The organism is Pseudomonas coronafaciens pv. oryzae str. 1_6, from assembly GCF_000156995.2.
GTDB classification, from domain to species: Bacteria; Pseudomonadota; Gammaproteobacteria; order Pseudomonadales; family Pseudomonadaceae; genus Aquipseudomonas; species Aquipseudomonas tremae.
Window position 1 is genome coordinate 4,584,122 of sequence record NZ_CP046035.1, and the last position, 14,563, is coordinate 4,598,684.

The following is a 14,563-nucleotide window of genomic DNA, read 5'->3' on the forward strand; positions in this document are numbered from 1 at the left end:
TAAACGGCAATAATTGGTGATAACCTATTTTATCACCCCTTTCGTTGATTTGTGGGGCAGCCCGGTTGACCCCACAAAGCAAGCGACTCACTATGCTGTAAATCAATCAGCAGGGATGATTATCGACATGGCATTTGATGCGTATTTGAAAATCGACGGAATTCCAGGTGAAGCTCTTGACGCTCAATTTAAGGACTGGATCGAAATGGAAAATTTCGACCTAGGAGCAAGTCAGTCCGCCTCGGTAACGGCAACCAGTGCAGGCGGGGCAACGAGTGGTCGTGCTCGTATGAGTGACCTCTTCTTCCGCAAAACCGTGGACAAAGCCACCCCAAAGCTGCACGAAGCCTGCTGCAGTGGAAAGCATTTCAAAGAGGTCACACTCGCGGTCAACCGTGCAGGAACAGACAAACTCAAATACCTGGAAATCGTACTTGAAGAGGTCATTATTTCGTCCGTATCACTTAATGGCAACGGAGATGTAGAGGGCGGCTTTCCCACTGAAACGGTACGTCTGAATTATGGCCGTATAAAAATGACCTATACACAACAAAAACGAGCAGATGGGCAAGGTGGCGGTCAGGTCGTAGGCGGTTGGGATGGTATTTCCAACAAAGTATATGCCTGATATCACACAAGGAGATGTATGCCTATGGACACCCAGTCAATTGATACCAATAAAGTAGCGCACTGTACTTTTGAATTGACAGGCCAGCCTATGAGCCTGCTTAAGTGCAGTAATAATGAGAGCTATGAGGCCTTTTCGGGAATAACCGGTTATGCCAATGATCCTGCCGAGGTAAGCAACGCTAAACTCGGTCCGCTCCCGCCCGGTCGTTACTATATTCTGGATAGGGAAAGTGGGGGCAGATTTGGCTGGTTGAGAGATCCAGTAACTGACATGATTGCAAGAACCGATCGAAGCGATTGGTTCTCGCTGTACCGAGACGATGGTGAAATTGATGACCGTACTGTAATTGATAACGTTAAAAGAGAAAACTTCAGGCTTCATCCTGTGGGCCCATTAGGGTTGAGCGAGGGCTGTGTAACAATGACATCAAAACTCGGCTTTGAGCAACTAAGTATTTATCTACACAATATGGATGGAGATAGAATCCCAGGTTCCGGACAAAAATACTTTGGGATTTTAGACGTTATCGACCCGAGGAAAACCAAGTGATACGTATTGTAAAAGCCATTATGAAATTTGTCGCGATTGTCATAACTGCAGTTTTTTTAGCACGTTACTTAGTTGGCAGCGGGTTGGTACGAGCGGGATTAGATACATTTCTCGGGGATGCAATATATACAGAGCTTAGTAACTTTTTCAGTATAAATGGCAGTGAAGATGCAGAAACGCTAGTAGTGAGCTTGGTCCTAGGATTTTCTCTACTTCTTGTGGCTGTTTCAGCATGGTTGCTCGGGGAACTGGTGACTAAATACTATTCAAAAATGAAGAATAAATAGTAGATTTTGTGACTGCTCATTAGGGTTTTTGACCATGGCCGCGAAGCTCTGGCCAACTGGTCGTAGCGAGTGCCAGATAAACAGTCGACCAGTGCCCAAAGCGTTCCGCGCAGATCACGTCAAGCAGTGACCGAGCACAGAGTTTCGTGGAGTAGAAGCCGATCATCACTATGTGGGCATCAGATTTTCTGCTTTGGAGAAACCAGATCCTTGATGAATTCCCATATTGCGTGGAAGAGTCCGTAAGGCTTTGCCATCCGAGCCTCCAGCCAATCATGGCTGGCAATCCTACCCGAACCGATGCTCCGTACAGGCCTAGATCTGAAGCTTAGGCCTCGGTTCATATTCGCTGAGATCTCGTTTGTACCACTTACTGACTTTTCGCATTATTGATTTGTGTGCCAGTTTTGTAGACACAAACGGCCAAATAAAAGCTGCGGCCGTCAGCACAAATCCTACTTGAGATAAAAGAGAGTCTTTATCGCTCAGAATTATCGCAATGCCGCACAGCAAAATAATTGGAATGGCGGCCAAGATTCCAGCCATTGCTCTATAGCGCTTGCGCGCTTTGTTCTTCAGCACACCCAAGCCATTTAGCCATACTGACAAATCTCTTTCAAACACGTTTTTTTTGACTACCCGAAGTTCCGCTTTGGTTTTTTCAAGATTTGTAAGGTGTCCCGGAACTTCCGCAGCCTTGGCTTCGAGCAGTTGCCTCGTTCTAATACCTGCTTCGATGGAGTCCACATCTAAAAACTCAGAGAGTTGCTCGATGCTGTCGGCGCTCAAATCTTCTGGTTTAGTCGTTTTGCTTTTAAGGTCTGCGATAATGAAGTTCGCATCGTTAGTCTGCATTTGGCCTGCTTCAACTCGCTTTATTAGCTCCTTAAATTCGCCAGATACTTTAGTCGACACTTGAGTTGAAAGAATTATTTGCGCTCGTGCAACCACATCAAAAGACACCAACGATTTAGTATTCCCGCCAAACCCTTTGCCCAGCTTAAACCAAAATCGCTCAGTGAGATAATCCAGATCAGTAGAAAATGGAATCCCATTTTCAATTGTCATAACCTGAGAATGCCATGCCAAATTACGATAAAGGTTTTTCCCACTAACAAGAATCGCTTTGGATTGCTCAAGGCCTTTATTGCTAACCCCACCTCTAAGGTAATTAATCTTGGTAAATATCTTAAGAGCGTTTGCGATTTTGTCGCTTGCCACTTCAGAAAATTCATTAGTTAAGACTTCAAGGGTCTCACGACTTTCGCAGTTAAACTGTGGGTGGCTGTAGTAGTCCAGATCGGCTTCCTGAACGATGTTATGCCTGTCAAGTAGCGAATAAAACATTCCTTTTTTAGCTATAATATCAGATCTTGACTTACAGCCCAATAGTAAGTGCTGCATCGCTGTTCGGCTTGGGTCCGCAAAGCGCCTTTCCTTAAACAGATGTTCCGCTGCGCTAAAAATTGAATCGACTTCTTGCTTGGTTTCAGGGAAGTATTTGATGTGAATCTTGGCCCCATTGGAAGCCTTCAAATTAATTTCTTTTACTAGCTCTATGAACTCTTTGAAAAGAGACTCAAAAAGCACTCCATCATAGCCATTTGCCCAAAATAGGATCTCGGTGTCTAGGTAAATGGAGTAATCGGATCGCCATGAGTTTATAGCTCCTATATCCGGCGAGTATTCAATTCCCTGGTAGAGGATAACACCTTCCTCGAGATGATTAAGCTTTCTCGTAAATGACAAGTCACGTGACTTGCTTAATATAAACTTTCCAATATCCACATGATAGATCCCAGGTTTGGTACCACCTAGGAAGAATTGACGAAAATCATCGCGAAGCTTGTTTTCGTTCTCAAAGGTTAATGGCTTTTCCTTAGAGTCGGACACAAAGTCGATCAGCTCTAATATAATGCGATCTTGTTCTTCTTGTGCGAGACGAATTTCGTCATCCAACTTTTCTGTTTTCTCAAAGTTCGATGTGATCCCGTATTTACCGTGTGAAAGTACTACTTCATCTTTTAGCCTGCGCTTTAAACAAGATTTAAGTACGGCAGTCGGGATCTTGAATCCGAAAGTATCTTTCAAGGCTTTTGAGCACTCGTCGACTGTAAAACCCCAGAGGCTTGTTATATTAATTGCTGCTCTGATGAAATCTGCCAAAACATCATAGGAGTCTCTTTGATTGTCATAAAGTGATCGAAAAAGCGCTACAGATGCTAAGAGGCGGTGGTCTTCCATGTGGCTGTTTCTTATCCTTAACATATCCAGCTCCGAAACGTTTATGTCGGTGGCAGATAGCAATTTAGTGATTGCATAATGATATTGCATCTGGATCCAATTGCCTAGGCCCTTTACGAAAAGCCCCCAGGAGAAGGTCAGGTATGGCAAAACAGCCGAGGAAGCGAACTCTATGTGTTGTAAATGAGCATTGCGAACCTGTGTTTCACGCAGCATCGCCGAGCGCATCTATATTTCATACAGAGCCTTGGGTGGCATTTCAGATAAACCATTGAAAAACAGGCACTTATCCCTCTCGCTGCACGAACCACCAATGCGAGATTGTCTTCCGATTACTTATGCCACCAGAAATGTGCCGGGTACTGCTGGCAGGGCTGTAGGTAATGCTCGATCGATGCCTTGGGATTTTTGACTCTGACATCTGCCGTTCGCTTGATTCACCAGTCAATGCCGCAGCTGCGACCGTTAGCAACCCTTCCGGGACTAATGTACGGTTTCATAAGGCGCATTGTTTCTCATGCAGGCAATGTCTCTCCTTTGAGCTACAAGATCTCATCGGAGTCCTTATGCGTTTGTATCTGTGCGAGAAGCCCAGCCAGGGTAAAGACATCGCCGCCGTGCTCGGAGCCAAAACACGAGGTGATGGCTGCATCAAAGGCAACGGCGTGGCCGTGACCTGGGGAATTGGGCACTTGCTGGAAACCGCTCCTCCGGATGCCTACGGCGAGCACCTGAAAAACTGGAGTTTGGATACACTCCCAATCCTGCCTGCGCAATGGAAGGTGATCGTAAAGCCGAAAACAGCCGGTCAGTTTAAGGTCGTCAAGCAGCTGCTCAAGGAGGCCACTGAGCTTGTGATCGCTACTGATGCCGACCGCGAAGGTGAGATGATCGCGCGCGAGCTGATCGAGTATTGTGGGTACCGGGGACCGATTCAACGGCTTTGGCTATCTGCGCTCAACGAAGCATCCATCCGCCAGGCACTCAGCAGCGTCAAACAGGGCTCTGAGACCTACCCGCTGTATCTCTCCGCGCTCGCTCGCTCCCGGGCGGACTGGCTGATCGGCATGAACTTTTCGCGGCTATTCACCTTGCTCGGCCGACAGGCCGGGTATACCGGTGTGCTCTCAGTCGGCCGTGTTCAAACACCGACCCTTCGCCTGGTGGTCGACCGCGACCGGGAGATCTCGAACTTCATACCCAAACCGTTCTGGAGTGTCGAGGTTCAGCTCTGGACGGCAGGACAATCGTTCTTGGCGAAATGGGTCGCCGATGAGTACGTGGTAGATGAGGAAGGCCGTTGCCTTGATCAAGCTGCTGCAGCTGCCGCACTGGCCGCGCTGAAAAGTAGCCAGGCTGCCTCAACTGTTTCTGTTGATACAAAGCGTGGCAAGGATCCAGCTCCGCTCCCGTTCGATCTGAGCACCCTGCAGGAGGTGTGCTCTGCAAAGTTTGGGATGGGTGTGCAAGAGACGCTGAATGTAGCACAGTCACTTTACGAAACTCACAAGGCGACGACCTACCCAAGGACCGATTGCGGGTACCTGCCAGAAAGCATGTTTGATGAAGTGCCGATGGTCCTCGATGCTCTGAACCGAACTGATCCATCCATCGGCAAGACGCTGCAACTGATCGACCCGGAGCAACGTTCCCGGGCATGGAATGACAAAAAAATCACTGGTCCCCACCACGGGATAATCCCCACGCTTGAACCTGCAAACCTTTCAGCAATGTCTGAGAAGGAACGCAAGGTATATGAATTGATCCGCGCCCACTTCCTTGCGCAGTTCCTGCCTACCCATGAGTACGACCGGACCGTGGCCACCTTCGAATGCAATGCAGTTCTACTGCAAGCAGTGGGCAAGCGAATCGTGGTCCCAGGCTGGAAGGTTCTTTTTTCTGCATCGTCCGAAGAAGAGGCTGATGACAGTGGCGGCCGCTCTCAGATCCTGCCAGTGCTGCAAATTGGCACTCGGTGTGACGTTCAGGACCTGCATCTCAAATCGCTGAAAACCGAGCCGCCCAAGGCTTACACCGAAGGTACATTGATCAAAGCGATGAAAACCATTGCCAAGCTGGTGAAGGATCCACGACTGGCTCAAAAGCTCAAGGAAACCACCGGGATTGGTACTGAAGCAACTCGCGCAGGCACGATTCAGGGCTTGATAGACCGAGGGTCACTCATCAAGAAAGGTAGCGCGCTGCGAGCAACTGAAGCAGCATTCTCGCTAATTGATGCGGTCCCTCCTGCTGTGGCCGATCCCGGCACAACTGCGATATGGGAGCAAGCGCTTACGATGATCGAGCAAGGCACGCTGACGCTCGATGATTTTATCGCCAGACAATCGAGCTGGATCACCAGGCTCGTCGAACAATACAAAGGCACCACCTTGTCGATCAAAGTGCCCGAAGGTCCCAAGTGCCCTTTGTGCAGTGCGAAAACCTCGCAGCGTAAAGGATCCTCAGGCGTTTTCTGGGCGTGTTCCCGCTACCCCGAATGCAAAGGTACGGTGAACATTGGTACAGGGAAGAAAAAATCACCTGGCAAGTCAGCCAAGCCCCGAGCCGCTAATGTCAAGAGCAGCTGAGAGGCTGGTGATAGCGGGGTTACAAATGATGTGCCACAATGGGGCTACTACCAGTTCCACCCCGCTGGTCACTGACGGTCATCAGTGACACCCTGGAGAAGTAGGCCTTGCCTTCATTCTCCTCCCCCAAAGTACGCAAAGCATCGGGAGGGGCGTACAGATCTTGTTGTGAATTCTCCCTGTGTCTCCCTGTTCAGTAGCAGACACGCAGCCGTCTAACTCGTGAAAGCGGGTTCATAGGCACACAGAGTTCACAGAAGGTTCGATGCATAGTCGTCTCAGGGCCGCACTGGTGTTGCGGTCCACTTTTTTTTAAAAACGCTTCCGACTCTCTCGGCAGGTAACCTGGTCATCTCGCAACGCTGGATGACCAGGTTACCTTCCGAGGTAGCCACTTTTCGCTGCCGGCGCCCACCGGTGAAAAAACGGGTTCCCTTTGTGCGCGAATGCGTGCCTTTTGATAACTGGCCCAAGCCACGACAACGGGCCGGGTGATGTCGATGTAGCAATGCGTGCGATCAATGCCCAGGGATCCTCGCTGAGCTAGCGCTCACAGGTGGCAAACTTTACAAGTTGTTGCAAAGTACACATCGGCTGAGAGCTAGCGTCTTCAATGAGATAGCTCTCAGCACGATTCCCATTGAGTCAGCGTTAGAACAACATTCTTTCTCCAGCCAGATAAAGCGTCTGTTCGCGTGAAATTCATCCGACAGGTTGTTCTTTCGCGTGAATAAAACAAGCTCTAATTACGCCTCGTTTTTGCGGGGCTGGGTCAGTAAGGAACGCTGTATTTTGCGTTCATCAATATTAGGAATTAACATGAGTGTGCTGAAGGGAGTGCTTGACTGGATGATCACTAAACTTGCGTCTAAGCAGTCTCCAGTAAGACCAGAAACAGTTGAGAACCAAGCGGCTCAGGCAGCCTTAGAACTCGCTGCGATTCTGAGAGTAGGGGGAGCCTTGGAGCATGATGAGATCCCGATGATCACACGTCGACTGCAGTCCGTGATTGATGCGACAAATGCCGTGGTTGCTGCCTGCGAACCAAGTCACGCAGAAGGAAGATACTGTCGTAGAGAGCTCTGACACAAGCATCTCACGGGGTCGTGGCCAAACCCGACAGCTCGTGCTTGACAAGCCTTCAAAGAATTCACATTCTCAAGACATGTACCGCTGACGTTGTCAGCAACATGCCCGGGTAGTCAGGATCTCACGACTACGATGCGTCCCACGCATTGATCCCGCCCAAAGTTCGCAAAGCTTCCGGAGGCGCGAACGATCGGTATTGGTTACCGATGGATGCATATTTCACATCGCCCGCAACGCTGCACTCGGCTTGGCTGAGTCATGTCACACAACTCACCTGCCCTCGGGGAATACTTTCCCTTAGGGACAAGTTTCTCCGTTTTCTACTATTTGAACGGAGACTGACCATGTCGAATCACACGGCTATGCACTCAGCATCTCAGAATGCTGAAATCACGAAACGCGTTGATATGCTTTATGGCGAGGCATGCCGTCAATTTCCGACATACGAAACGATGGTCTTTGAGCATTTCTGCTCTCAGATGATTGAGACTTTCGGCGATGACGAACTGGCGCTTGAAGCAGCAGATGCGTTTACCTATGCACGCTTGGACTATGATTATCTTTCCCCGTCAGAAATCAAGGCGGCAAGGGAAATTAATCGAAGCCATGGAATCTGCAGTCACGGCCTTACTGAAGACACCTGCCCATGCGGTTGTTTTGAGTTCACTGGGCCAGAGGTTTATGAGCACTATGGACCTGAAGATTGTGACATTACTGATGCTGAAGTCTTTGAAATAAGTGATCCAGCCCTCGCGATGAGTGATGAGGAATGGGAGCTTATGAATGAACAATGGCGTCAACAAGAAATGTTATACGCAAGCAAACCTATCTGTAACTTCCTCAAAGCTTTGTGGATTAAGGCGTTGGAGTTATCAACTATTCGTCGAAGGTAGTCTGGATCTCACGACTACGATGCGTTCTACGCATTGATCCAACCTAAAGTTCGCAAAGCTTCCGGAGGCGCGAACGATCGGTGTTTCAAACGCCGATGGATGCACATTAAACGCGTCACTCACCCAGCGGGGAATCACTCCCCTCTCGGGCGGTGTTCTCCGCAATTTTCCCTGGAGAAACATCATGAGTACAGCAAGCTTTCGTTTTGGCGTTATGGTTGGTACAGCATTGCGTGAATGCATCCGTGCAGTCACTCATAAGCCTAATCCTAAACCAGTGCAAATCGCACCACAGCAAGTCAGGACAATGCCTGAACCTGTGATGTCCAACGAACAGTGGGAACAATACCGCCTGCCGGCATTGGCTCGATGCAAACACGTCGATCTTGCTGGCTGGTATGATCACCACATGCAAGAAATTCAAGCCAAACCCGTAAAGAAACCCCGGAAATCTCGAGCATCGAAGGCGCTTGAAACATCCCAAAAGCAGGATGCTGAACCACCAGTCAAGGCCCCTGTCATGGGTCCTTTGGACCAGCTCATTGCCTAATACTCCCCACCCTTGGCAAGCCCCTCATGTATTGAGGGGCTTTTTTCATTTGGAGGGTTGACAAACGAATCGCCCTTAAAGGATTCTAAAGCCATGTACCGCTGACGTTGTCAGCAACATGCCCGAGGTAGTCTGGATTTCATGACTACGATGCGTTTTTCGCATTAATCCAACCCCCAGTTCGCAAAGCATTCGGAAGCGCGAACGGTTGACCAGTTTATCTGGTTGATGGATGCACAATGATTCTCTCACCCCATCGGGACCTTTCCCGTAGGGTTGGTCTCGTGCCAAGCAGGAGACCTTCATGAAAAGCAGTATTGCGCTGTACCAAGCATTGATTTCAATCGATGTTCCGGAAGACCGCGCCGCTGCAGTCGTCGATGCTCTGGAGTCGGATATGCAAACGCAACTCGCGACAAAAGCCGACATCGACACTCTCGAGTCTAGACTCGAACTGAAACTCACCATTCGTATGGCCGTCATGCTGACTGCTGCTGTAGGCGTTATGCTTACTGCGTTCAGATTCATGCATTGATTGTCGTAAAATTTCGCTTTACCACCCATGCGGGGAATACCTTCCCCCTGGGCGAAGTGTATCTCCGCTTTGAACACTCAAAACTGGAGATACATCATGAGCAATTCTACCAACGAAACCAAATACTTCGACCTGCACACCGTCGGCATTGGCTATCTCAACCGCATTCGTGAAGTGAAGCCTCGTAAGGGCGCTCCTTTCATGGCTGTGACAGTAGCTGCCCTCAAAGGCACATCTGAGAAACCTGAGTACGCCTACATCGACTGCAACGTGGTTGGTGCTGAAGCTGACAAGCTGATTCGCCGTTGCCAGGAAGCTGTTGCTGCCGAGAAGAAGGTTCTTGTCTCTTTCCGGATCGGCGATATCTGGGCTGATGTTTTTACTTACAGCAGTGGTGCTAAGCAGGGCCAAGCAGGTGTCAGCCTCAAAGGCCGTCTCTTGTACCTTGCCTGGATCAAAGTTGAAGGTGAATACGTCTATCAGGCTCCGCAGAAAGAAGAAGCACCTGCCTCTTCTGAAAGTTCAGAGTCCGATGCTACCCCAGTCGTTCAATCCGAGGCGTCTGCCTCCAGCGAACCAGCTGATGTGGCTACTCCAGCTGCTACTCCCCCTAAGCCAACACGAGCAAAACCAGCTCGCGCAGGACGTGGAGAGAAACAAGCCGCTTGATAGATTTTTTACAACCTCAAGGCGCCCTGCAGGCGCCTTTTCTTTTCTCCACAAAGCAGGTAACGACTTCATGAAATTCGCTATCGCTACACTCGTGCTTACAGTGCTAAGCATATTTTTTCTGGAATTTGGACAACAGCTCTCCGCTCAACTACTGACACAGATCGGCGCAGGAGGACTGGTCGCCACTTTTCTTGCAATGGCAGGTATGGTGATCACTTCTTGACACTAAACCTTCTACTTTACCCTTAAGGCCCCCACCCTTAAGGGACCGGGGCCCTTATATTGGAGCTCCTATGGACAGTAATACTAATAGACTTACCTTGCGACTTGAGCTCGCTTTGCTGATCTCAAAAGCACACACTCAAGATAGTATCTATCAACAGGTTTTGAACAAAGATACGCCGCCGGATCGCTTTTCCAGTTTGTATTGGGAGGATGTCCTGGACAAGCTCGAAGACTTGGCCCTATTGGACCACGTTGAGAATTTCACACCGGACCACAGCTCGTATATTGAAGATGCTGCACTCCTCAGGTCTTACTGGACTCTTCGGGAATGGTGCGGGATAGATATATATCCTGATAGCCCATCCGCTGTAACAGAAAGACTCTAACCAAACGTTCTCAAGAACGAAAACCAACCTGACCGGGTAATTCACCACCCGGTCGGGCCAGGTGGTTACCCGCACCTGGAGAACTACTATGTCCACCGCCATAAACCACTTGCCATCCACTTTGCTGAAATTGCCAGTTGTGCTGACGCCTTCCGCATGGAATGAATCTGTTCACTTGGAAGCCCCATCACATATTGCAGAAGTCGGCACTCGCCTAGGCGACGTCGTACTCGAAGCGTATCGCGAACTCCACCTGCAACCCGATGAAACCCAGATAGACTTCGGTATCTATCGTTTCCCACCTAACGGTGACCGCTCAGGGCGTGAATGGCTGGAGCTAAAACTCCATCGCATTGATGCAGTACACGGTAATTCGTACCTGTGTATTTCGCTGAGGGATGAAAAGCCGCTCTATCTTTGCTGACCCAGTTAGCAACCTGCAACCACGAACAAGCCCGAATATTCGGGCTTTTTTTCGGGCTCCCATATTAGTGGCCTGCCCGATAATCCGGAGTAGTCATGATCAACCTGCCCGGCTATTTGGCCATACGCACCATCAGCGGTCGCAACGGCGCTTTCAACGTTGGGCGACTTTCGACGTCCATCGGTGAGTTCGTTATCAAGGACGCGCTGCTGGACCAGTACCACGAGGGCAAATATCGAGGTGATTTTGTTATCACCGAAATTCGTCCCTCCTACTACACAAACGGCGGCAGATTAGTGGTCGAAGTCCGCGCCAGGCTGGACAGCATGTCTTTGGACGATGTGGCCAACCTGAGCGCAGACGAGGCTGAGAGGCTGTCCAACAACGAAACTGACCCACTCGACGAAGAAGCCTCGGGAGGCTCGTCGTCAACCAAACCTCGCCCGACTATTCAAACAGCTCCGAGAAGATCAGTTTCTGCTGGCAGTGACGCACCGTTCGGGATGACGAGATCCGAGCCTGAGAAACAGGTCACCGCACATGAGGCTGATGCAGAGCTGTTCGGCACAATCTGGCCGATTGGACGTTCAGTCAAGCTGGACACAACTGTAGACCGTAAGCGTCTGCGGCAACAATGTGTTCGCCTTGGCGAGCTCGGGTATGAGCTTGACTTCAAGCTGCAGATTTGGAATCTCAGCACTCATTGACCTTGCTCAGAACTGAGCGTTTTCTACTTTTACATCCCCTGAGGGCTCCCTCATGGGTGCTCCTCATTACTAACTGAAGGAGCATCACATGCATCCGCTTTTCATAAATATCAAGAAAGCGATCCTGGATATCATTGAGGATCAACTCACCAACAACGAAGAAGCGCCTGACTCAGAAATCTGGAACATTCTGGTCGACGAACTTGACTTGACCGTAGAACAGGCAGACGCGGCCATAGCAATGCGACCGCGCTTCCGATGCGAGATATTCATTGCTGGGCAAAGCCCGTTGTATCAAACAAACACCGTAACCTTCGATCCGCTTGAGAAAAAACTCGTGGCTGCTGAGCCTTTGAGTTTCGATCAGATCTTAGAGATATACACGATGCTGCTGAAGAGTCGACCGGGTTACCGACTCAAACTGGGGGCTCACTGGGCAGCCGGTTTGAATTCAGAGGGTGAGCTATATTGCACCCATCTAAACCCATGCGACAAAAACGTCATGTTTGAAGTTTACGACTTCGACCGCGATGCGTTCGTTGATGGTCGCTGGCAGTACGAGACAGAAGAACAAACTCGGGCGGCAATCGATAAACCCGAGTTTATCCGCTAAACACATTGAATCCCGAGGGGCATCACCGCCCCTCAGGGCGGTTCCCCTCCTGTTTTGGAGGACCTAATGCCGAACCGCACTCAACTCTTTCACATCGAAGAATGCCCGGATCTGTACGTCGACGCGTGCGTCTGTGACGAGCAGCGAAACCTGATATTTCTATCAGCCTGGGGCCGCGACACGGCCATGCAGGAGTTTCTGGCCAGACTCACACTCGGTACCACCGAGAACGGCCTGGACCAGTTCCACATCGTCATGAATGACCAACGCATCCCGGTGTTCCCTGATACGGATCTGTTGGAAAAACGCGCCACTCGCCAGCTTCGCGGAACGCTCTTCGGCAGCCTGCTGCACTTATGGCTGTTCGATCAGCGTTGCTCGCAGCCGGATAGAGCAAACCATTCTGCTTACGCGCTCATCAATCAAGCCCAAGACCCGTTCGATAGGTTGTGGCCGCTGATCGTAGACACTTGCCCTCTTCCGTTCCTTCCACATTGGCGTGAGCCGGTGATGGAGGTCCTTACTGCGCACAACATGTTGCACCCGCTACCGGGAGCTATTGGCTCGGTGACAGCCTGGCGTTTGTCGCTGCAGCTGGACGTGCTCGAAAAAGCTCTCGGCGAACTCATTCGCGCAGGGAAACTCACCACTGAAGTTACGGCGTAGTTCACGCCCACCAGTCCAAGGAGCCAACCATGGCTTTGATGTTCTCACGGCTTGCCCGTAATTTTGCACGCAACGGCTATTACCCGACTGACGAACTGACTCTGGAGCGCACTCTGCAGGCATTGTTGCCGGCGACCTCGGGACGGATGCGGATTCTTGATCCGTGCTCGGGAGAAGGAGTGGCTTTGGCTGAGGTCGCACACCGACTGGAGCGAGACCGAACAGAGACGTATGCGGTTGAGTACGACAAAGAGCGCGCTGATCACTCGAAAACGGTGCTGGACCGAGTGCTGCAGGGTGACTTGATGGACACCATGATCTCTCGACAGTCCTTCGGACTGCTCTGGCTCAACCCTCCTTACGGGGATCTGGTCGCTGATCAGTCTGGCGCTTCACAGTACCAGGGTAGCGGCCGCAAAAGGCTGGAGAAGGCATTTTACCAACGGTCACTGCCGTTGCTTCAGTACGGAGGGGTGATGGTATTCATCGTTCCTCACTACGTGCTGGACGACGAGCTGTGTGGCTGGCTCACCAATCACTTTACCGGGCTGCGGATCTGCGCCGCGGTAGACCGGACGTTCAAACAGGTCGTGATATTCGGAATCAGGGTGCGCCGTCAGGATCTGGCAAGCCCCCGGGAAGTGGCTGCGATGCGTGAGCATTTGCGGGCAATCGGATCCGGGGAGCAAGCTGCTGATCTGCTACCGGCATCTTGGCCATGGGAGCAATACGCTGTCCTACCGATCGTTAATGACCTGGAACACTTCTACCGAATCACTCTTGAACCCGAGCAATTCAGTGAAGAGGTTCTTCGTCTGAGAGGCCTATGGCCTGATTTCACGCTGCACTTTGGCCAGACTGGCGCTCAACCGCGGGCCCCGGTGAAGGCACTTTCACGGTGGCACTTGGCACTGGCACTCGCTGCTGGAGCCATAACTGGTGTAGTGACCTCTCGTTCCGGGCGTGTCCTGGTGCTCAAAGGCGACACTTACAAGGATAAGGTTCCCAAGACCGAATTCACCGAGGACGAGAACGGCAACGTTTTCGAGACACGGATCTTGACTGATCGTTTTGTGCCCAGAATCCGGGCATGGGACATGACGCCAGGCTCATCCTATCTCGGGTGCGCACTGACCATCAGCTCGGATGCGACAACACCAGCGGCACACGAAACCACCTCAAACACTGAAGCACGTAGCCAGGACGCTTTATTTGCACTGGGCCGTGTGGTGCTCACGCATAGCGTTCAAAGTCTGCTCGAAAACAACTCTCTCGACGTGATGCAGTACCTAAAGCGTCACGCGACGGGCGATTGGGGCGAGATTCCAAACGACGACTGGGACAGCAATCAGCAAGCACTGAGTGCTGAAGGTCGATTGTTTTCAGGGTATGACATCGACGCAGAGGATGAGACCAGACTCTGGATCATTACCGAGTCTGATCGCTCAGCAACAACAGTCATGTTGCCATCTGACTACTAAGAAACTTTACCAAGACCTTTCAA

16 protein-coding genes are annotated in these 14,563 nt (G+C 50.7%); 15 read left to right on the plus strand and 1 reads right to left on the minus strand.

All coding sequences use genetic code 11. The annotated features are described in order from the left end of the window. Positions 1-127 precede the first annotated feature (127 nt). The 3 genes from POR16_RS20655 to POR16_RS20665 are packed head-to-tail and all read left to right on the plus strand — an operon-like array spanning position 128 to position 1,467. Positions 128-628: an Hcp family type VI secretion system effector gene (locus tag POR16_RS20655; RefSeq protein WP_042932893.1), complete on the plus strand. Its 501-nt coding sequence runs from the start codon at positions 128-130 to the stop codon at positions 626-628. Positions 629-646: 18 nt separating this feature from the next. Next, positions 647-1,180, plus strand: a complete 534-nt coding sequence (locus tag POR16_RS20660) for a DUF2778 domain-containing protein (protein WP_074845371.1) — start codon at positions 647-649, stop codon at positions 1,178-1,180. After that, the gene (locus tag POR16_RS20665) at positions 1,177-1,467 is read left to right on the plus strand and encodes a hypothetical protein (protein WP_005895462.1); all 291 of its coding nucleotides are present in this window, start codon (positions 1,177-1,179) and stop codon (positions 1,465-1,467) included. The genes POR16_RS20660 and POR16_RS20665 overlap by 4 nt, the downstream gene beginning before the upstream one ends. A 315-nt stretch (positions 1,468-1,782) precedes the next feature. Here POR16_RS20665 and POR16_RS20670 read toward each other — a convergent pair whose 3' ends face one another. Further along, positions 1,783-3,927 carry a hypothetical protein gene (locus tag POR16_RS20670; protein ID WP_147460273.1) on the minus strand — a complete coding sequence of 715 codons (2,145 nt, stop codon included), beginning with the start codon at positions 3,925-3,927 and terminating at the stop codon, positions 1,783-1,785. 350 nt (positions 3,928-4,277) lie between these two features. Here POR16_RS20670 and POR16_RS20675 point away from each other — a divergent pair, with 350 nt between their 5' ends. The 12 genes from POR16_RS20675 (at position 4,278) to POR16_RS20725 (ending at position 14,540) form a co-directional block, all read left to right on the plus strand. Next, entirely contained in the window at positions 4,278-6,299 is a 2,022-nt protein-coding gene (locus tag POR16_RS20675) for a DNA topoisomerase III (RefSeq protein WP_110767613.1), read from the plus strand. A gap of 819 nt (positions 6,300-7,118) precedes the next feature. After that, on the plus strand, positions 7,119-7,385 hold the full coding sequence (locus tag POR16_RS26900; RefSeq protein WP_005895452.1) for a hypothetical protein: 267 nt from the start codon (positions 7,119-7,121) through the stop codon (positions 7,383-7,385). A gap of 347 nt (positions 7,386-7,732) precedes the next feature. Continuing rightward, positions 7,733-8,281: a hypothetical protein gene (locus tag POR16_RS20680; protein ID WP_005895450.1), complete on the plus strand. Its 549-nt coding sequence runs from the start codon at positions 7,733-7,735 to the stop codon at positions 8,279-8,281. A gap of 307 nt (positions 8,282-8,588) precedes the next feature. Then, positions 8,589-8,831 carry a hypothetical protein gene (locus tag POR16_RS20685; protein ID WP_003317521.1) on the plus strand — a complete coding sequence of 81 codons (243 nt, stop codon included), beginning with the start codon at positions 8,589-8,591 and terminating at the stop codon, positions 8,829-8,831. Between the two features lie 304 nt (positions 8,832-9,135). Next, positions 9,136-9,366: a hypothetical protein gene (locus POR16_RS26185; protein WP_003425076.1), complete on the plus strand. Its 231-nt coding sequence runs from the start codon at positions 9,136-9,138 to the stop codon at positions 9,364-9,366. A 96-nt stretch (positions 9,367-9,462) separates the two neighbouring features. Further along, positions 9,463-10,035 carry an STY4534 family ICE replication protein gene (locus POR16_RS20695; RefSeq protein WP_005895446.1) on the plus strand — a complete coding sequence of 191 codons (573 nt, stop codon included), beginning with the start codon at positions 9,463-9,465 and terminating at the stop codon, positions 10,033-10,035. Between the two features lie 70 nt (positions 10,036-10,105). Continuing rightward, a complete protein-coding gene (locus POR16_RS26355) occupies positions 10,106-10,261 on the plus strand; it encodes a hypothetical protein (RefSeq protein WP_005895444.1) in 156 nt (51 codons plus the stop codon). A 476-nt stretch (positions 10,262-10,737) separates the two neighbouring features. Further along, positions 10,738-11,073: a hypothetical protein gene (locus POR16_RS20705; protein WP_005895441.1), complete on the plus strand. Its 336-nt coding sequence runs from the start codon at positions 10,738-10,740 to the stop codon at positions 11,071-11,073. Positions 11,074-11,168: 95 nt separating this feature from the next. Further along, positions 11,169-11,780 carry a DUF3275 family protein gene (locus tag POR16_RS20710; protein ID WP_005895439.1) on the plus strand — a complete coding sequence of 204 codons (612 nt, stop codon included), beginning with the start codon at positions 11,169-11,171 and terminating at the stop codon, positions 11,778-11,780. A gap of 88 nt (positions 11,781-11,868) precedes the next feature. Further along, the gene (locus tag POR16_RS20715; RefSeq protein ID WP_003425083.1) at positions 11,869-12,393 is read left to right on the plus strand and encodes a hypothetical protein; all 525 of its coding nucleotides are present in this window, start codon (positions 11,869-11,871) and stop codon (positions 12,391-12,393) included. Between the two features lie 66 nt (positions 12,394-12,459). Beyond that, positions 12,460-13,059, plus strand: a complete 600-nt coding sequence (locus tag POR16_RS20720) for a hypothetical protein (protein WP_005895435.1) — start codon at positions 12,460-12,462, stop codon at positions 13,057-13,059. A gap of 29 nt (positions 13,060-13,088) precedes the next feature. Continuing rightward, positions 13,089-14,540 (plus strand): DUF6094 domain-containing protein, encoded by a 1,452-nt coding sequence (locus POR16_RS20725; protein ID WP_005895433.1) that lies wholly within the window; start codon positions 13,089-13,091, stop codon positions 14,538-14,540. Positions 14,541-14,563 lie beyond the last annotated feature (23 nt).